The organism is Exiguobacterium sp. s150 (genome assembly GCF_018618435.1).
Lineage (GTDB): Bacteria > Bacillota > Bacilli > Exiguobacteriales > Exiguobacteriaceae > Exiguobacterium > Exiguobacterium alkaliphilum.
In genome coordinates this window covers 60,635-76,825 of record NZ_JACSMC010000002.1, presented here as the reverse complement: position 1 = coordinate 76,825, position 16,191 = coordinate 60,635, and the positions used below count along the sequence as shown (strand labels likewise).

Annotated in this window: 21 protein-coding genes; 10 read left to right on the top strand and 11 right to left on the bottom strand. The window is 53.9% G+C overall.

Going from position 1 to position 16,191, the window contains the following annotated elements; genetic code table 11:
• Positions 1 to 28: 28 nt before the first annotated feature.
• The 3 genes from secA to cspD all read right to left on the bottom strand — a co-directional run bounded on the left by secA (position 29) and on the right by cspD (position 3,762).
• On the bottom strand, positions 29 to 2,551 hold the full coding sequence (gene secA, locus KNP76_RS02010) for a preprotein translocase subunit SecA (RefSeq protein WP_214842374.1): 2,523 nt from the start codon (positions 2,549 to 2,551) through the stop codon (positions 29 to 31).
• Between the two features lie 140 nt (positions 2,552 to 2,691).
• Positions 2,692 to 3,252, bottom strand: coding sequence for a ribosome hibernation-promoting factor, HPF/YfiA family (hpf, locus tag KNP76_RS02005; protein WP_034803921.1), 561 nt, complete (start codon positions 3,250 to 3,252; stop codon positions 2,692 to 2,694).
• Positions 3,253 to 3,564: 312 nt separating this feature from the next.
• The gene (gene cspD, locus KNP76_RS02000) at positions 3,565 to 3,762 is read right to left on the bottom strand and encodes a cold-shock protein CspD (RefSeq protein WP_024370455.1); all 198 of its coding nucleotides are present in this window, start codon (positions 3,760 to 3,762) and stop codon (positions 3,565 to 3,567) included.
• Positions 3,763 to 4,021: 259 nt separating this feature from the next.
• On the opposite strand from cspD, the gene KNP76_RS01995 reads away from it, so the two are divergent.
• The 8 genes from KNP76_RS01995 to KNP76_RS01960 all read left to right on the top strand — a co-directional run bounded on the left by KNP76_RS01995 (position 4,022) and on the right by KNP76_RS01960 (position 9,702).
• On the top strand, positions 4,022 to 4,528 hold the full coding sequence (locus KNP76_RS01995) for a competence protein ComK (RefSeq protein WP_245175480.1): 507 nt from the start codon (positions 4,022 to 4,024) through the stop codon (positions 4,526 to 4,528).
• 92 nt (positions 4,529 to 4,620) lie between these two features.
• Positions 4,621 to 6,300, top strand: a complete 1,680-nt coding sequence (locus KNP76_RS01990; protein ID WP_251137296.1) for a hypothetical protein — start codon at positions 4,621 to 4,623, stop codon at positions 6,298 to 6,300.
• 9 nt (positions 6,301 to 6,309) lie between these two features.
• On the top strand, positions 6,310 to 6,600 hold the full coding sequence (locus KNP76_RS01985) for an EscU/YscU/HrcU family type III secretion system export apparatus switch protein (RefSeq protein WP_034815980.1): 291 nt from the start codon (positions 6,310 to 6,312) through the stop codon (positions 6,598 to 6,600).
• A complete protein-coding gene (locus KNP76_RS01980) occupies positions 6,597 to 6,977 on the top strand; it encodes a flagellar protein FliS (protein ID WP_214842370.1) in 381 nt (126 codons plus the stop codon). The genes KNP76_RS01985 and KNP76_RS01980 overlap by 4 nt, the downstream gene beginning before the upstream one ends.
• Complete coding sequence (locus KNP76_RS01975; RefSeq protein WP_214842368.1) at positions 6,961 to 7,785, top strand: flagellin N-terminal helical domain-containing protein; 825 nt, start codon at positions 6,961 to 6,963, stop codon at positions 7,783 to 7,785. The genes KNP76_RS01980 and KNP76_RS01975 overlap by 17 nt, the downstream gene beginning before the upstream one ends.
• A 21-nt stretch (positions 7,786 to 7,806) precedes the next feature.
• Positions 7,807 to 8,250 (top strand): YaaR family protein, encoded by a 444-nt coding sequence (locus KNP76_RS01970; protein ID WP_029334571.1) that lies wholly within the window; start codon positions 7,807 to 7,809, stop codon positions 8,248 to 8,250.
• 8 nt (positions 8,251 to 8,258) lie between these two features.
• Complete coding sequence (locus KNP76_RS01965) at positions 8,259 to 8,924, top strand: DUF2225 domain-containing protein (protein ID WP_214842366.1); 666 nt, start codon at positions 8,259 to 8,261, stop codon at positions 8,922 to 8,924.
• 280 nt (positions 8,925 to 9,204) lie between these two features.
• On the top strand, positions 9,205 to 9,702 hold the full coding sequence (locus KNP76_RS01960) for a DUF1572 family protein (protein ID WP_214842364.1): 498 nt from the start codon (positions 9,205 to 9,207) through the stop codon (positions 9,700 to 9,702).
• Between the two features lie 30 nt (positions 9,703 to 9,732).
• On the opposite strand, the gene KNP76_RS01955 is transcribed toward KNP76_RS01960, so the two are convergent.
• The 3 genes from KNP76_RS01955 to KNP76_RS01945 all read right to left on the bottom strand — a co-directional run bounded on the left by KNP76_RS01955 (position 9,733) and on the right by KNP76_RS01945 (position 11,485).
• Complete coding sequence (locus KNP76_RS01955; RefSeq protein ID WP_214842362.1) at positions 9,733 to 10,350, bottom strand: DUF4352 domain-containing protein; 618 nt, start codon at positions 10,348 to 10,350, stop codon at positions 9,733 to 9,735.
• A 175-nt stretch (positions 10,351 to 10,525) separates the two neighbouring features.
• Entirely contained in the window at positions 10,526 to 11,152 is a 627-nt protein-coding gene (locus tag KNP76_RS01950; RefSeq protein WP_214842360.1) for a DUF4352 domain-containing protein, read from the bottom strand.
• 147 nt (positions 11,153 to 11,299) lie between these two features.
• Positions 11,300 to 11,485 (bottom strand): hypothetical protein, encoded by a 186-nt coding sequence (locus KNP76_RS01945; protein ID WP_029334567.1) that lies wholly within the window; start codon positions 11,483 to 11,485, stop codon positions 11,300 to 11,302.
• Between the two features lie 162 nt (positions 11,486 to 11,647).
• On the opposite strand from KNP76_RS01945, the gene KNP76_RS01940 reads away from it, so the two are divergent.
• The gene (locus tag KNP76_RS01940) at positions 11,648 to 12,025 is read left to right on the top strand and encodes a DUF3021 family protein (protein ID WP_214842357.1); all 378 of its coding nucleotides are present in this window, start codon (positions 11,648 to 11,650) and stop codon (positions 12,023 to 12,025) included.
• A 36-nt stretch (positions 12,026 to 12,061) separates the two neighbouring features.
• Here KNP76_RS01940 and KNP76_RS01935 read toward each other — a convergent pair whose 3' ends face one another.
• The 5 genes from KNP76_RS01935 to KNP76_RS01915 form a co-directional block, all read right to left on the bottom strand.
• Complete coding sequence (locus KNP76_RS01935; protein ID WP_024370467.1) at positions 12,062 to 12,415, bottom strand: flagellar protein FliT; 354 nt, start codon at positions 12,413 to 12,415, stop codon at positions 12,062 to 12,064.
• Positions 12,412 to 12,786, bottom strand: a complete 375-nt coding sequence (gene fliS, locus KNP76_RS01930) for a flagellar export chaperone FliS (protein ID WP_034815960.1) — start codon at positions 12,784 to 12,786, stop codon at positions 12,412 to 12,414. Before fliS ends, KNP76_RS01935 begins: the two co-directional genes overlap by 4 nt.
• A gap of 15 nt (positions 12,787 to 12,801) precedes the next feature.
• Positions 12,802 to 14,496, bottom strand: coding sequence for a flagellar filament capping protein FliD (fliD, locus tag KNP76_RS01925; RefSeq protein ID WP_214842356.1), 1,695 nt, complete (start codon positions 14,494 to 14,496; stop codon positions 12,802 to 12,804).
• A gap of 12 nt (positions 14,497 to 14,508) precedes the next feature.
• On the bottom strand, positions 14,509 to 14,865 hold the full coding sequence (locus tag KNP76_RS01920) for a flagellar protein FlaG (protein ID WP_214842354.1): 357 nt from the start codon (positions 14,863 to 14,865) through the stop codon (positions 14,509 to 14,511).
• Between the two features lie 67 nt (positions 14,866 to 14,932).
• A complete protein-coding gene (locus KNP76_RS01915; protein WP_214842352.1) occupies positions 14,933 to 15,148 on the bottom strand; it encodes a hypothetical protein in 216 nt (71 codons plus the stop codon).
• Between the two features lie 97 nt (positions 15,149 to 15,245).
• Here KNP76_RS01915 and KNP76_RS01910 point away from each other — a divergent pair, with 97 nt between their 5' ends.
• A complete protein-coding gene (locus KNP76_RS01910; protein WP_214842350.1) occupies positions 15,246 to 16,121 on the top strand; it encodes an endonuclease in 876 nt (291 codons plus the stop codon).
• The last annotated feature ends 70 nt before the right edge of the window (positions 16,122 to 16,191 follow it).

The following is a 16,191-nucleotide window of genomic DNA, read 5'->3' as shown; positions in this document are numbered from 1 at the left end:
GAGGCGAGCAGGCTCGCCTCTTAAAAAATCAAGCTTGTTGTTTACCGTGGCAGTTCTTGAACTTCTTGCCCGATCCGCACCAGCACGGGTCGTTGCGGCCAAGACGTTGGTCTTCGGTGCGACGGACCGGCTTCTTCTTCACCGGGGCGTCGTCCTTGCCAGAGACGGCCACTTCTTCTTCGACGACTTTCTCACGACGGAGGTTGTCGCCGACCTCGGCGCGAAGGACGAATCCGGTCACTTCTTCCGAGATGGCCGCGTTCATCGCGTCGAACATGTTGATCCCTTCCGCCTGATACTCGCGGAGCGGGTCGTTCTGACCGTAGGCGCGCAAGTGAATCCCTTGGCGGAGCTGGTCCATATGGTCGATGTGCGACATCCAGTGCGAGTCGACGGCACGGAGGACGATGATCTTCTCGAACTCGTTGAACCGCTCTGGCGGCGCGAGTTGACGTTTCGCCTCGTACTGCGCGTTCGTGCGCTCGAGAAGAAGTTCGGTGATCTCTTCGCGTTCCTTGCCGAAGAAGTCTTTCCCTTCGACCGAATTCTCGAGCGCGAGCGTCTGGTTCGCCCAGTGCGCGAGCTCGTCGATGTTCCATTCTTCCGGCACGAGCTCGAGCGGCGTATACTGCGCCACGCCGGCCTCGACCGTGTCTTGCATCATCGAACGGACGATGTCAGACACCGACTCGTTCTCGAGGATGCTGGCCCGGTCCTTATACATGACCTTCCGTTGGTCGGCCATGACGTTATCGTAACCGAGGAGCTGTTTCCGCGCGTCGTAGTTGTTCCCTTCGACTCGTTTTTGGGCCGACTCGACGGCTTTCGAGACCATGCGGCTCTCGATCGGTTGCGTGTCGTCCATCCCGAGACGCTCCATCATGCTCTGGAGGCTGTCGGTACCGAAACGGCGCATCAGTTCGTCTTCGAGCGACAAGTAGAACTGGGATTTACCCGGGTCCCCTTGACGACCGGCACGACCACGGAGCTGGTTGTCGATCCGGCGTGACTCGTGACGTTCCGTCCCGATGATATACAAACCACCGAGATCGATGACGCCTTCGCCGAGCTTGATGTCGGTTCCGCGTCCGGCCATGTTCGTCGCGATCGTGACCGCGCCCTTTTGACCGGCGTTCTCGATGATTTCGGCCTCGCGGGCGTGGTTCTTCGCGTTCAACACTTCATGCTTAATCTTTTTCTTCGACAAGAGCTTGCTCAAGTATTCAGACGTCTCGACCGCGACCGTCCCGACGAGCACCGGTTGGCCTGTCGCGTGCGCTGCCGTGATTTCTTCGACGACCGCCTTGAACTTGCCTTCCATCGACTTGAAGATGAGGTCGGAGCTATCCTGACGGAGAATCGGTTTGTTCGTCGGGATCGTCACGACCTGCATGTTGTAGATGTTCCGGAACTCTTCTTCCTCCGTCTTCGCCGTACCGGTCATCCCGGCGAGCTTCTCATACATGCGGAAGTAGTTCTGGTACGTGATCGTCGCGAGCGTCATTGATTCGCGTTGAATCTCGACGCCTTCTTTCGCCTCGATCGCCTGGTGCAACCCTTCCGAGTAGCGGCGTCCGTCCATGACCCGGCCCGTGAACTGGTCGATGATCATGACTTGGCCGTCACGGATCATATAGTCGACGTCGTGGTGCATGACCGCGTTCGCACGGAGGGCGAGGCCGACGTGGTGGTTGACCGAAACGTGGTCAATCGCGAACAAGTTGTCGATGCCGAAGAACTTCTCGGCGAGGTCGACCCCTTTGTCCGTGAGGAGGACCGATTTCGTCTTCACGTCGACCGTGTAGTCGTCCTCGACTTTCAGTGTGCGGACGAACGCATCGGCGCGCGTGTAGAGCTCGGTCGACTTCTGGGCCGATCCCGAGATGATGAGCGGAGTACGCGCCTCATCGATGAGAATCGAGTCGACTTCATCGACGATCGTGAAGTAAAGTTCGCGCTGGACGCGGTCTTCTTTATAAAGGACCATGTTGTCGCGCAAATAGTCGAACCCGAGCTCGTTGTTCGTCGAGTACGTGATGTCGCAGTTGTATGCCGCCTGCTTCTCTTCGCGTCCCATGTTCGAGACGTTCAAGCCGACCGAGAGGCCGAGCGCGAAGTAGAGCGGTTCCATCAACTCTTTGTCACGACGGGCCAAATATTCGTTGACCGTGACGACGTGGACGCCGCGGCCCTTGAGCGCGTTCAAGTAAACTGGGAGCGTCGCGACGAGCGTTTTCCCTTCCCCGGTCTTCATCTCGGAGATGTCGCCGTTATGGAGCACGTATCCCCCGATGAGCTGGACGCGGTAGTGACGCATGCCGAGCACGCGCTCCGACGCCTCGCGGCAGACCGCGAACGCTTCCGGGAGGATGTCGTCGAGCGTCTCGCCCTTCGCGAGACGGCCGCGGAACTCTTCAGACTTCGCCTGCAACTGTTCGTCAGACAACGCTTTGATCGGTTCAGCAAACGACTCGACGAGGTCGGCCGCTTTCTCTGCTTTTTTCAATATCCGTTTCTGTGGAGCAAATAAATCTTTCAAAAAGTTCGCCATACTCATATCTCCTCAGCATTCCTATAAAATGCATGTTTTTTCCCTAATGTACAGTTTAACCGAAGTGACCCGCGCTTTCAAGGAAAGGCAAAACGAAACGGCCCCCCGTCGAGGGAGGCCGTGTGATAGTCGAGTTAAGATTATTCTGGTTCAATCAAGCCGTATTTGCCGTCTTTCCGACGGTAGACGACGTTCGTGTTGCCCGTCTCGGCGTCTGAGAAGACGAAGAAACTGTGGCCGAGCATATCCATCTGAAGGATCGCTTCTTCCGTGTCCATCGGCTTGAGCGTGAAACGCTTCGTCCGCACGAGTTCGAGCTCTGACTCTTCATCGTCATACACTGCCACGTCCTCCGGGCCTTCGAGCGCTTTGAAGTACTCGCCGATCCCGCCTTCTTTGGCGCGTCCTTTACGGTTGAGTTTCGTTTTGTGTTTACGGATTTGACGCTCCAACTTGTCGACGACAAGGTCGATCGCCGCGTACATATCGAGGTTCGTCTCTTCAGCACGAAGCAACAAGTTCGGCATCGGAATCGTGACTTCTACTTTTTGCTTTTCATTGTACACTTTCAAGTTGACGTAAGCCGTCTGTGCATCCGTAGGAGTTGTGAAATACCGAGTCAACTTCTCCAGCTTCTTCTCGACATAGTCTTGGATGGCTGGTGTGACTTCAATGTTTTCGCCGCGAATGTTATAAATCATCTGAACTCCTCCTTAAAATAACCGCTTGACCCAATGATTCGTCGCATGTGACGGAATCTCCTGCTTCATTTCTGAAAAGAAAGTGGAACCAGGTGGCTCATATTTAGTATACCCCGAATTCGTTTGCATTGAAAACGTTATCATCAGAAAATAATGACAATTTTGTTCCAAATGATCCGTCTCGCCGCTGAATCGGTTGGTATAAAGGTTTGTACCCGTTCCACAGATTTTTAAACGCGAAATTGACGAGTCAGACGTTATGTGAGAAAAACAAAAAAGCCGGCTCTACGCGAGAGCCGGCTCAGTTTGAAATTATAATTTTACAACGTTAGCCGCTTGTGGGCCACGCTCGCCATCAACGATTTCAAACTCTACCTCTTGACCTTCGTCAAGTGATTTGTAGCCGTCAGTTTGGATTGCTGAGAAGTGTACGAACACGTCTTTGCCGCCTTCTACTTCGATGAATCCAAAACCTTTTTCTGAGTTAAACCATTTTACTTTACCTACCATGTGTAAATCCATTCCTTTCACCATTGAAGAATACAGAGGCTTTCCCTCTACCGGTAATCTTACCACCTTATGGATGGCGTGACAAACACTTTCTCAATATTTTGCAAACGATTTACTTTTTGGCTTACATTGGAATTATATTTCCCTACTTTTCATATTGTCATATTGAGTTTACATTTTTTGTGATATATCATGGAAGAGATGATTTAGGTTTGTGCCGCTAACATTTAGCCGATCCTGAAAATCCAATATGAGGAGGATGGTGCAGCGTATGCGCCCCTACTATTCCGACGAAAAATATCGCATCACGAAACGAACCGTGGCGATTTTGCCTTGCTTCGACATGATGAAGCAGTCGCAAATCATTCTCGAGGATGGCACGGACATCTCGACCCCGCTCAGGCCGTATCAGTTGCTGCAGCTCTCTTGCCGCCAGTATAACAGCTCGATCGAGGAACGGATCTTCATCGCCAAGCGCGTCGCCGGCGTCAAAGGGAAAGTGCCCGTCGTCATCGAACCGACGAGCGGTCTCGTCTTCTTCCCGACGAAATCGCCGAAGCGCGAGGACTGCGAATGGTACGCCTGGTCCCACGTCCGTGAAATCGCCACGGTCGAAGGGAACCCGAACGGCATCATCGTCACGACCGACGGCCGCCGGATTCAGACGAACGCGACCGCGTACGTCTTGAAGAATCAAATCAAAGCGACGGGAGAACTCGTCGCCCGGTTCCAACAACTGAACATGAGCCCTGTGCTCGAATCTTGACCTGCCTTCCGTCATGTGACGGGAGGTTTTTTCTTATCTAATTTGCTTCACTTTTTTAAAAAGAGGTCGATATATTGGTCGAGGTGACAACTATGCAAATCCAAGCCCAACCGCTCGCCCTCGTGCAAGCGAGCGCCGGCATCCAGACGAACCGGGTCTATAAGGCCGAGCTCGTCAAACAGACCGGCCCCGATACGGCCATCGTCAAAATCAACGGCGAAGAAGTCGAGCTCACGTTCAAGGACGGCATGCCGAAGACGAACCCGTTCCACGTGACGCTCGCCGACCAAGACGGCACGCTCCTCGCGACGGTCGTCCCGGCAAAAGAAGAAGCGGAACCGGCCAGTCAGCCGGCGAAGCTCGAATCAAAGATTCAGACACTCCTCGCCGCGCTCCCGCCCGAAGTGCGGAGCGCCGTCAGCCGCCTGCTCCAGACGGGGCGCCTGCCGATGAACGCCGACACGGTCCGCTTGCTCGAGACGGCGATGAAAGGCGACCTGCGCGACGCGATCCTTCTATTGAAGACGGTCGACACCCCGGACGTCCCGCGCGACGTCCAGAACGCGATCGCCGCGTCGACGCTCTCCGAGGCGAGAGAGCGAATCAAGCCGCCCGCCCCTGACGCGCCGTACCCGCAGAAGGAACGCTTCGTCGAGCTCGTCAACTTGTCCCGCCCCGTGAGCGAACGCATGACGCCGACGCCCGAGACGGTCGACCGCATCATCCGCGACGTCCCGGCGCCACAGAAAGCTGTCGAGCCGCTTCACGTTCCGGTGAACCGCCCACAATTTGATGCGGTGACGCTCCCGTCCGGACGACAAGTCGTCGTCAAGGAAGTGACGAACCATCTCGCGACCGTGACGAACACGTTCCGGAACGAACAGGCGACCGTGACGAAACAGCTCGGCCAAGTCGCCGCGCTCGTCGAGACGAGTCCGCACACGGCCCGCCCCGCCCTCGAGACGGTATCGACCCGGCTGACGCAGCTCATCCAGAAGACCGACGCCTTGTTACATACGGACGCGACGCAAGAGAAAGCGCTCGTCTCGATGACGGCGAAACTCGATGTCGCGCTCGGGCTGCTTTCGACGAAACCGGCCGAGAGCGCCGCCCTCATCAAAGAAGTGCGCGCTGCGTTGAATGACTTCCGGTACGTGCCGAACCACGTCCGGCTCGAATATATCCCGCATGGTGCGACCCGTGCCGGCGAGATCGCGAAAGTCCCGCCGTTCAAGCTCGACCAACAGCTGTCGGGCCGCGTCATCCAAGAGACGGCGCAGCGCGTCCAGGCGTCTGGTCTCTCTGTCAAAGCGGATGCGGCGAACCCGGAGGCCGCACGCCTCGCCTCGTTCTTCCAAGTCCAACAGACGCTCAACCGGCTCGACGGCGGCCAGCTGCACCAGCTGCTCCTCGCCTTGCCGGCGAAAGTACAAGAGATCGACACCGGCATCCACGTCCATATCCAGAACCGGGAGGCCGGCGACGTCGTCGACTGGGAGAACAGCGTCCTCTACATCCGGCTCGAGACGCCGCGGCTCGGCGAGATTGCGGTGAAGCTCGAGGCGATCGACCGGAATCTGCGCCTGACGCTCGAGCACGACGACAAGCGCGTCGAGACGCTCGCCCGTCCGCTCTTTGGAAAGATCGAGACGACTTTGGAGGCGATCGGCTATAAGAGCGTCACGACGCAGTTTAGACCGTTGACGAAGACCGAGAAAGTCGAAGCCGAACCGGTCGCTACGCCGACGAGCGGCTACGACTTCAAGATTTAGGAGGCCGACATGTATCAACGCATGGATTTGACGAAACGAAAGACGGCCGCCGTCGTCCGCTACGACGAGTCGACGGACCGGGCCCCGGTCATCGTCGCCCGCGGAACGGGCGCCGTCGCCGACAAGATTTTAGATGAGGCGAGAGCGCGCGGCGTCGCCATCGAGCATGACCACTCGCTCCTTGGCCACCTGCTCGACCTTGACCTCGGTGACGCCATCCCGCCCGAGCTGTATGACGTCATGGCTGAAGTACTGTTGTTGATTGAAGAACTCGACTCACTTAAAGGAGAACAAGGATGAACCAGAATCAACTATACGAGATGAGCGCCGAAGAGCTGACGCAAGCGATGCTCCACGCCCTCACCTACCATTATGACCTCGCGCTTGATGCGACGATCGCCGAGCGCAACCGCCATCTCCGGCAGGCGCGCGAGCTGCTCGCGAAACTGCACCAAGGCCTCCACGACAACGGCGGCATCATCTCGGCCCAGCTCGATGAGATTTACTTGTATATGGCGAAGTCGAGCCTCGAGGCGCTGATTGAACAAGACTTATCGAAGATCGAGGAGCTGCGCGCCCTCGCCACCGACCTCGACAAGACGTGGGGCGAGGCGATGCAACGCGCCAAACTCGCACCGCAACCGATCGGAGGGAACCGCTATGAAAATTACCAATAACGTGCAGGCGCTGAAGGCGTACACGTCGCTCTCGCTCAACCAGGCGTCGATGAAGAAGACGATGGACCGGCTTTCAAGCGGCGTCCGCATCAACAAGGCGTCCGATGACGCGGCCGGGCTCGCTATCTCCGAGAAGATGCGCATGCGCCTCGACTCGTTGTCGATGGCCGAGCGCAACACGCTCGACGGCATCTCGCTCACGCAGACGCTCGAAGGCGGCATGAACGAGACGCACGCCCTCCTCCAACGGATGCGCGAGTTGTCGGTACAGGCGTCGAACGGGACGCTCAGCGGCGACGACGCGAAAGCGATTCAAGAAGAGATCACCGCCCTCACGGAAGAAGTGACGCGCATCGCCGAGACGACCGAGTTCAACTCGAAGAAAATCATGAACGGCGAGTACACGCAAGGCGCGAAGGAGCTGTTCTTCCAAGTCGGGGCCGGAAGCGGTGAAGCCGTCATCTTGAACGTCGCCGACATGCGTGCGAGCGCGCTCGGCATCGACGGACTCAACGTGTTGACGGCATCCGACGCCGGGGACGCCATCGCCAAGTTCGACGCCGCCATCAACGCCGTCTCGCTCGAGCGTTCGAAGCTCGGCGCCATCCAGAACCGGCTCGAGGCGAACGTCAGCGTCGTCACGATCGGTTCAGAGAACTTGACGGCGTCCGAGTCGCGCATCCGTGACGCCGACATGGCCCGCGAGATGATGGACTTCGCCCGCCTGAACATCTTGAACCAGTCCGGCATGGCGATGATCGCCCAGTCGAACGCCCTGCCGCAAGGCGTGTTACAATTATTGAACTAACTTAAGGAAGGACGGATCCTTATGGACATTCGTCGCATCATGGAGACGCAGTCGCTCCTCGGCGCCGGCAAGGCGAAGAAACCGGACGTCGAGCCTGGTGTCTCATTCTCGAACGTCATCGGACAGAAACGAGAAGACCGCGAGCACGAGCGCTTCCAGCGCCAAATCGCGGCCATCCACGAACAAGGCGAGCTCCTCGCCGAGAGTCAGACGGTCGAGTCGCTCGCTGAATATAAACAACTGATTAAAGACTTTATGAAAGACGCCGTTGACGCGGCACTCCGTCTCGAGGACAAGCGCGGCTTCAACCGCCGCGGCCGGGCCAAGATTTATAAGATCGTCGAACAAGTCGACCAGAAGCTGCTCGCGTTGACGGACCAGGTCATCTCGGGCGAGGCGTCCCGCCTGTCGCTGCTTGACCAGGTCGGTGAGATTCGCGGGTTGCTCGTCAACGTGTACGTGTGAGGTGACCTATGGCTGAACATCTGTTTTCAAAGAAAGTGAAATGCCCGTACTGTTTGAAAGAGAGCACGACGCCGCGCGTCTTGTCGCGCCACATCCGCCCGCAAGAAGTCGCGAAGGACGGCTATACGACGTATGACGGCGAGAACCCGTACTTGTATGAACCGGCCGTCTGCGGCCACTGCCACCTCGTCTTCCACGACTCGTTCGACAAGGTGCGGAAGAACAACCGCGAGGCGCTCGAGACCGAATACTTCCCGCGCGTGAACGCCGACGTCTTGGCCGGTGACCGGACGCCGGAGCACGTCATCACGCTGTATAAGTTCGCAGTCATGACGGCCCAATTGAGCGGGCAGAAACCGTCCGTCGTCGCCATGCTCGGCATGCGCCTCGTCTGGATGTATCGGTTGACGGGGAACGCGAAGGCGGAACGTGAATGGATGAAGCGGACGCTCGACAAGTATAACGAGGTGCAGGAAGGCTACACCGATCAAGTCCGGACCGGCCTCCCGTACGACCAGCTCATGCTGCGGATCGCGGACCTTTCAGCCGCGCTCGGATTTTATGAAGAAGCACGGCGCTGGTACGGGATCCTTCTCGGCAGCAAAGAAGTGTCGGAGCGGATTCGGAACCAAGCCCGGGACCATTGGGAAGATTTTCGATTGGAACACGCCTAAAGGGAGAGCCGCAGCTCTCCCTTTTCGCATACAAAAAACCGCGCTCATCCACTCACAGACAAACGCGGTCGGTTCTCTTTACGGGTGAACCCCTAAACCGAAAGGAGATAGACGCGACATGACTCACGTCAAAACCTAAACGAGGCACCCAAGAACCGATCGCGCGGTGGCGTCTTGCACGGTTCATTTCTATTATAAGTTGGAATTTGCTATTTTACTATTATTTTTTATGCGATTGAGATTGGGGTATGCTTATTAGGAATCCAAAGGAGGTCATTTTATGTTTGAAGCCCGCTATATTGAAACGGTACGTTCGATTTTTCAGGAACAGAAACAGCTCGCCGAGGACGCGTTGAACCAAGTGAACGACGAGGACCTGCATCGTGTGCTTGCAAAAGACACCCTCTCGCTCGCCGTCATCGTGCAGCACATCTCGAATAATATGAAATCTAGATGGACCGACTTCTTGACGACAGACGGCGAGAAGCCGGACCGCAACCGCGACGCCGAGTTTGAGGACCAGCAGCTGTCTCGTGAAGAACTTATGGCGACGTGGGACGCGCGCTGGGAGCTGTTGGACGACGTGCTCGCGAGCCTCACACCAGAAGACCTCGGCAAGACGGTCTTCATTCGTGGTGAGGAGAAGAGCGTCATCTGGGCGATCGAGAAGCAAGTGTCACACTACAGCTATCACGTCGGGCAAATCGTCTTTCTCGCAAAAGTATTCGCCGGGGAGAACTGGAACGTGTTGACGATTCCGTTGCCGCACCAACGATAAGGGGAATGCATCCGTGCGGATGCACTCTCCTTATTTTGTGACGTCGATTTTATACTCGTAGCGGTCTTCGGCAATCTGCCGGAACTGCTCATCATAAGGTCCTTCCACGATAAATCGCACTTCTGTCAATTCTTCAGGCATGGAGTCGACGTAGAACAATACGCCGCCCTCTTTCTTCACTTTCCCTAAAAATTCTCCACCGACATCTTCAGATATGAATAAATCTGCGTCCACCTGCTCGCCTGTATTCGTCACGAGTCTTGCTTGGTCGGGATAGAAAGTAACTGTCTCATCAGTCGTGTTCTCAACGATGACGTTGAACGATACGATGGTCACTTCCTCTTTATCATCAAATAAAAAGCGATAGTCAGGTCTCACTTCTAAACGGACCGTCTGTACCTTATCAATTTCAAAAACAATCGACCCCATTGTCTCTCTAATACCGAGTTCTCGATTCTTCATATAGATTTGACTGCGTCCGACCTCATCTTCCTCTACTTCAAATTCATCCTCTTCTATTACATCGGCTTTCTCTTCCGTGGCACTTTCAGCCTCTTCTGTCGGTACCTCGGTCTGATTGGCAGGAACCGTCGATTGATTAGAAGGTTCGGTTTCACCGCAACCGACCAAAAGGATAAGTGGAAACATGAGTACTATATGGTGCACTTTCAATCCAATCCCCTCCTATATCACAAGACTTTTCCAAGTTATATAGAACTTATTCCCGATTTCCCGTATTGAATTCACGTTTGATTACTAAATATGGATGATTTTTAAAGTCTTCAATCAAATAGGCGCATCTTTTAACGGATGCGCCTCACTCTTATTTTGTGACGTCGATTTTATATTCGTAGCGGCCTTCGGCGATTTGCTCATAGTTCGCGTCGAACGGCCCGTCGACGATGAAGCGGACTTCTGTCAACTCCTCGGGCATCGCCTCGACGAAGAACAGCACGTTCCCTTCCTTCTTCACTTTCCCGAGGAACTCGCCACCGACGTCGTCGGAGTGCCAGAGGTCGGCCGTCACCTGTTCGCCCGTGTTCGTCACGAGCGTCGCCTGGTTCGGGTGGAAGCTGACCGTGTCGTCAATCGTGTTCTCGACGATGACGTTCATCGCGACGACCGTCACCGCCTCTTTCCCATCGAATAGTTCACGGTATGACTCCTCGACCGTGAGTCGTGACGTCTGGACTTTATCGATGGCGAACTGAATCGAACCGATCGTCTCGTTGACGTCGAGCGCCTTATTCTTCATGTAGATCTGGTTTGAGCCGAGCTCGCTCTCTTGCACGTCCACCTCTTCTTTTGGTTCAGCCGTCTGTTGTTCCGTTTCAGCTGCCACGACTTCCTCCGTATCGGTCGCCGTCGTCTTCAGTTCGTCGGCTTCTCCGCATCCGACAAGTAGTGCCAAAGGCAACGCGAGCACCAATCCGTATCGTCTCATCTTCATCAAAAATCTCTCCTTTTCGTGTGAGTAGTGGTTGATAAGATGAGCATACGGGATTGTCTAGCCTGACCGGTGTAAGAAAAAGTTCAAGGTTCGTGCCCTGAACAAATAAAAGTCAAGGTCATGAATCTGACCTTGACTTCGGCTGCGTTATCCTCTTGATTTCAAATCCTCTTCTTCATACGGGTCGGGTCCGTCCTCGACCGGCGCGTCATCCTCGACGTACGCCTCGAGCTTCGGGTCACGTTCCACGTATTCATCGTACGCTCCTTCTGGACCGTAGACGAAGTAACGACGTTTTTTGGCTGACTCGGGTTTCACTTTTTTCTCACTCATCTCGTTTCCCTCCTCATTCCAGAAAAGAAGCAACGGGTATAGTGGTATTTACCCGATTTTACCGGATAACAGACGTGTTTGCATCTGTCTCGAAAATCGATGAAACTTCTGAGCGGCCGATTGCGTAGAATAGACCACTACATAACCGGAAGGATGGGTTCGATGGATTTATTCAAGAAAGGCTTGAAGCGCGGGACGCTTCTGTTGGCGGCTTCAGGCGTGTTCGCCCTTTATAACATACTTGTGGGTGACACGGAAAGCGTCCGCCTCATCTTGACGTACGGCGGCATCGGTTTCTTCCTCGGCGTCACGAGCATCATCTACGAGGTGAGAAGATGGTCGTTCCCGAAACAGATTTTCATCCACTGGGCCGTCATGCATGTGACGATTTTACCGCTTGTCTTTCTGTCCGGGCTCATTCCTGTCAACTCTGTTCAAGACTTCGGTCACTTGTATGTGAACTTCAACGTGAGCGGGCTCATCTTGTTCGGCGTGACGCACTTCGTCTCTAGAGTTCGACGCCAACCGAAGACCCCGTGAACGACGAACAGCTCGAAGGCGCGCCTTCGAGCTGTTTTATGTTTGCTGATCGAATAGTCCCGAGAAGTTCGAGTCGACGTCTTCGTACGGGTCGACGTACGTCTTGACGGCTTTCCGTTCTTGTCGGGCCGTCCCGAGCGTCATGCCGAGTCGTTGGTGCTCGGCCTCGATCAAGCGGGCGATCTTTTGACTGTCGTCGACGAGCTGACGGATGACGGTTTGGTCGGCCGCCTCTAGGTCCGGCCCGTGCGCGGCGAGCAGTTGCTCGCGGTCGTCAAGGAGTTCATGGATTTGGTCCATCCACGTGTCGTACGTTGGCTCTTCCGGTACTTGCGCGAGCAGGTCCTTCAGTCGTTGCGTTTTTAAGATAATCTCGTCGATTGGTCTCATGCTTGCTTCGCGAGCTTCATCGCTTCTTTCCACGTGTCGCGGAGTTCGGTCGTGAAGTCGAGCACTTCATCAAGGATCGTCGTATCGTTCTTCACGTTCGCGTCCAATAGGCGGCGCCAGATGTACTCGTACAGCGAGTCGAGGTTCGCCGAGATGGCGATGTCTTTATTGAGCGTCAAACGCATCTCTTGGAAGATGGCCTGTGCTTTTTGGATGTTCGTGTTTTTTAGGTCCGGGTTCCCTTGCTCGATGGCGAGTTTGGCGAGGCGCGTGAACTTGAGCGCCCCGTCATACAACATGAGCGTCAGTTCTTGCGGGTTCGCGGTCGTGACCGCGTTATTTTGATAAGCTGCATATGGGTTAGCTACCATGTTTATTTCCTCCTCTTACATACCGCTGCCTAGAAACTGTTGCAGTGAGGCGGCTTGCGAGTTCGCCTGGTTCATCGCCGTCTCCATCGCCGCGAAGCGACGGTAGTAGGCGTTCTCTTTATCGACAAGCAGTGCATTTAATCGTTGGATGCGAGTATCGATTTGGGTCATCTCGCGACCCATCGAATACGTCGGGGCACCGGCCCCGTCCGCCCCGGCGATTCGGGTGATGTTCGACCGGGAAGCGGCCGCCGCGTCACGGATCTGAGGGAGCAGTCCGCTCTCCGCGTTCGTGAACAGCTGATACACTTGCTCCGGGTCTTTTTCGATGGCGGCTTTGAGCTTCTCTTCGTTCAACTCGATCTTTCCGCCGTTCGTGAAGTCGGCGCCGGTCGAGAGGCCGATTTGGAACAGTTGGCGCATGTCAGCGTCGTTCGTCGCCGAACTCGTGCCCGACCATTTGCCGCGGAGCGAGTCCATCGCGCTACGTAAAATCGTGTCGCCTTTGAGCATCCCGCTCATCGCTTTCTCTTCCCACTTCTTGATCTCATCTTCTGATAATTCGTCACGTTGGGCTTTCGTGAGCGGCGTGAACGAGCGGAAACGTTCTTCACGAACTTTCTTGTTCATCAGGTCGATCGTCTCATTGTATTTATCGACGAACCCTTTGATGTTGTCGAAGATCTTTTGGGTGTCGGTCGCGGCTGAGAGTGTGACGGCTCCCTGCGCTTCCGTGAACGTCGACTTCAACGTGAGCGTCATGTTGTCGATGGTGACGGTGTTTGTCGCTCGTTCCACATCGATCCCGTTCACTTTGAATTGGGCGTTTTGACCGATAGGGTTCGTTTCACCTATCGCGAAGGCTGATTTGAAGCCTAAATCAAAGTCGAGCGTCGCGGTTGCGCCCGTATCTTTTGTCGAGAGTGAAATCTTTCCAGTCGATGATTCGAAGAACGCGGATAAGCCCGTTTCTTTTTCATTCAGTTTCGATACGAGTTCTTGCACTGTCGCATTCGCACCAAGCTCAATCTTCTTGTATGTGCCGGTAGTGGACGACTTATATTGAATCTCAAAGCCGGTACCGGATATGAACTCCGCCGACACACCTTGAGGGACGACACCGCCAGGGTAAGCAGTCGTATTTGTTGCAATAAGTTTCCCCGTCGTCGCGTCATAACTAAAATCGTTCGGATCAAGTGTTTGTCCGGCAGCGTTCTTCAATGTGACGTTCGTAAAGTCTAAATCTTTCGGTAACGTCATCTCCGTTCCGGCCGTCTCTTGAATGACTCGCTTTTGACCAGCCACAAAACCGTTCATATCCGAAAGTTTTGTTGCGCCTGTCAATTTAGCTCCATTTTTATCGGTCGCACTTAAAATTGTCGTCGCCGATGTTGCGAGTTGGGTCACAGAGTCGATCCGGAGGGCACTGTTCCCGCTAGACGGTCCGGCAGTCACACTGATTTTCGAGACATCCGATGAACTCGCCGTCTTCGCATAGAAATTCCGGCTGAACATCAAGTCGACGGCGCTGTTACGGAGTGACATGAGTGAGCGGTTAATTTCGCGATACGCGTCGCGCTTCCACTCGGTCACTTGTTTCTTTTGTTCGAGCTTGTCGACCGGCACACGCTCGACTTGCATCAATTGTTTAACGATTGTATCGGTATCGATTCCACTGGCGAGTCCGCCGAATCGGATCGGTGATGTCATGGTTGGCCTCCTTTACACACGCTCATCGAACAGTTGGTTGAACTCCATGAACGCGGCGAAAAAGTCGAGTGACTTCTTGCTTGGGATTTCGCGGATGACTTCGTTGTTCGTATCCACGATTTGAATATAGTAGTCGTTCAGCTTCTCATGTTTCATGAACTTCAAGCCGGTACGTTGTTGCTCGAGTACCAAGTTCGCCTTCTCGACGGCCGCCTCTAACTTTGTGACGTGTTGAGGCGTCGGCAAAATGACGATACCTTCATCGGCGAGTTTCGCTTGATTCGCTTCGACGAACACGTTTTTCGTTTGTTCATACGGCAAGACGGAAGAAGGTAGGTGAAGCCGGACTTCAGAAATGGTCGGGTTCATTTGCGTCTACTCCTCTTTAGTTGTTCTCATGGACTATATCGGCTTATCTGCAATTGTCTTTCAGTTATTAATGAAAAGAGTCTACAATCTTTAATTCGATTGCCAATAATTGTTGCTTTAAATCTTGGAACGAGCGGTCTAGAACGTTTCGTCTCGCGTCATCAGCGTGAATCGCCTCAATCGCAATCGAGCGCATCGTCTGTAACGTTTCTTCCTTTATGTCTAGTAAGTGTTGCTGAGTCCTTACATTTTCTAATGACTGAATCAACTGTTCACGATTCATAAACCTCCACCCTCTCTCTTTTTCTATATCGGTCAAAAGAGTATACATTATTAAGAGCGGGAAAATAATAATGAATATCTTGAAAGGGGCGAGTTAGATGAAGTGGGATGACTTGACGGTGTTCGAGAAAAGTTTATTGTTGGGGACGTTACTCGGAGACGGAACGATTGCACGGACGAAAGCGAAGTTAATTCCAAAGAAAGGCCTTCAGTACCGGGAACACTTCTCGGTCAAACAAATGGAGTATCGAGAATGGAAGTTAAACGCGGCACCTCGAATTTTTAAAGGAATCAAGATTCGAAAGACGGGGACGAGCGCTGAGCTGTATTCTGAAAAAGACGAACTCTTTTCTTGGCTTTGGGAACAATGTTACATCGACCGCAAGAAGCACATTCCGATTCACTTATTAGAAGACTGCACGCACCCTGTCTTTTTGCTCGCGCTTTATTTGGATGACGGGAGCCTTTCCCTCACCAAGTCGACTCGTTCTCAATTAAATCAGGTCATCGTCACTCCACACATCTATTTGTACTTACAAGCTTTCTATCCAGAAGAGCTAGAACAATTAAGTGACTTTATCGCACGGACGTTCAATCATCATTTCGTACTCAGCCGTCGATCTGACGGACACTTCTACACACTCCGAATCCAAAAGACAGAAGAAGCGATACGATTCTTAAATGACTTTTCACCTTACGCCTATGCCCTTCCTTCGATGCGAAAAAAATTGGATTGGGAGTACCGTCTACAAATGGAACGAGACAAACATCCAGATATGAAGGTGATTGCTTCAAAAGCAAAAAATGATTATACAGAGGACGAAATACAGTTCATCATTCAAGCGAAAGAAAACGGGATGACAGATGCGAAGATTGCCTCAGAGTTAAACCGAACATACTGGTCGGTCGTTTATAAGTGGCAAGATATTAAGAAGAATCATTTAAAAGAAGAAGTAGCGATATACACGTTCTAACAAAAAGACCCGCCTCTCGATTAGCGAGAGACGGGTTTCATCATGCATTCAGTACCTTGTGTATACTGAT

Coding starts and splice junctions, on each gene's coding strand:
- KNP76_RS01940 (WP_214842357.1), top strand. CDS start 11,648: ATGGATTTATTCAAGAAAGGCTTGAAGCGCGGGACGCTTCTGTTGGCG.
- KNP76_RS01920 (WP_214842354.1), bottom strand. CDS start 14,865: ATGAACCCGACCATTTCTGAAGTCCGGCTTCACCTACCTTCTTCCGTC.
- KNP76_RS01990 (WP_251137296.1), top strand. CDS start 4,621: ATGCAAATCCAAGCCCAACCGCTCGCCCTCGTGCAAGCGAGCGCCGGC.
- KNP76_RS01965 (WP_214842366.1), top strand. CDS start 8,259: ATGGCTGAACATCTGTTTTCAAAGAAAGTGAAATGCCCGTACTGTTTG.
- KNP76_RS01910 (WP_214842350.1), top strand. CDS start 15,246: ATGAAGTGGGATGACTTGACGGTGTTCGAGAAAAGTTTATTGTTGGGG.
- KNP76_RS01975 (WP_214842368.1), top strand. CDS start 6,961: ATGAAAATTACCAATAACGTGCAGGCGCTGAAGGCGTACACGTCGCTC.
- KNP76_RS01945 (WP_029334567.1), bottom strand. CDS start 11,485: ATGAGTGAGAAAAAAGTGAAACCCGAGTCAGCCAAAAAACGTCGTTAC.
- KNP76_RS01915 (WP_214842352.1), bottom strand. CDS start 15,148: ATGAATCGTGAACAGTTGATTCAGTCATTAGAAAATGTAAGGACTCAG.
- secA (WP_214842374.1), bottom strand. CDS start 2,551: ATGGCGAACTTTTTGAAAGATTTATTTGCTCCACAGAAACGGATATTG.
- cspD (WP_024370455.1), bottom strand. CDS start 3,762: ATGGTAGGTAAAGTAAAATGGTTTAACTCAGAAAAAGGTTTTGGATTC.
- KNP76_RS01935 (WP_024370467.1), bottom strand. CDS start 12,415: ATGAGACCAATCGACGAGATTATCTTAAAAACGCAACGACTGAAGGAC.
- KNP76_RS01970 (WP_029334571.1), top strand. CDS start 7,807: ATGGACATTCGTCGCATCATGGAGACGCAGTCGCTCCTCGGCGCCGGC.
- fliS (WP_034815960.1), bottom strand. CDS start 12,786: ATGGTAGCTAACCCATATGCAGCTTATCAAAATAACGCGGTCACGACC.
- KNP76_RS01950 (WP_214842360.1), bottom strand. CDS start 11,152: ATGAAGATGAGACGATACGGATTGGTGCTCGCGTTGCCTTTGGCACTA.
- KNP76_RS01980 (WP_214842370.1), top strand. CDS start 6,597: ATGAACCAGAATCAACTATACGAGATGAGCGCCGAAGAGCTGACGCAA.
- fliD (WP_214842356.1), bottom strand. CDS start 14,496: ATGACATCACCGATCCGATTCGGCGGACTCGCCAGTGGAATCGATACC.
- hpf (WP_034803921.1), bottom strand. CDS start 3,252: ATGATTTATAACATTCGCGGCGAAAACATTGAAGTCACACCAGCCATC.
- KNP76_RS01960 (WP_214842364.1), top strand. CDS start 9,205: ATGTTTGAAGCCCGCTATATTGAAACGGTACGTTCGATTTTTCAGGAA.
- KNP76_RS01955 (WP_214842362.1), bottom strand. CDS start 10,350: ATGTTTCCACTTATCCTTTTGGTCGGTTGCGGTGAAACCGAACCTTCT.
- KNP76_RS01985 (WP_034815980.1), top strand. CDS start 6,310: ATGTATCAACGCATGGATTTGACGAAACGAAAGACGGCCGCCGTCGTC.
- KNP76_RS01995 (WP_245175480.1), top strand. CDS start 4,022: ATGGTGCAGCGTATGCGCCCCTACTATTCCGACGAAAAATATCGCATC.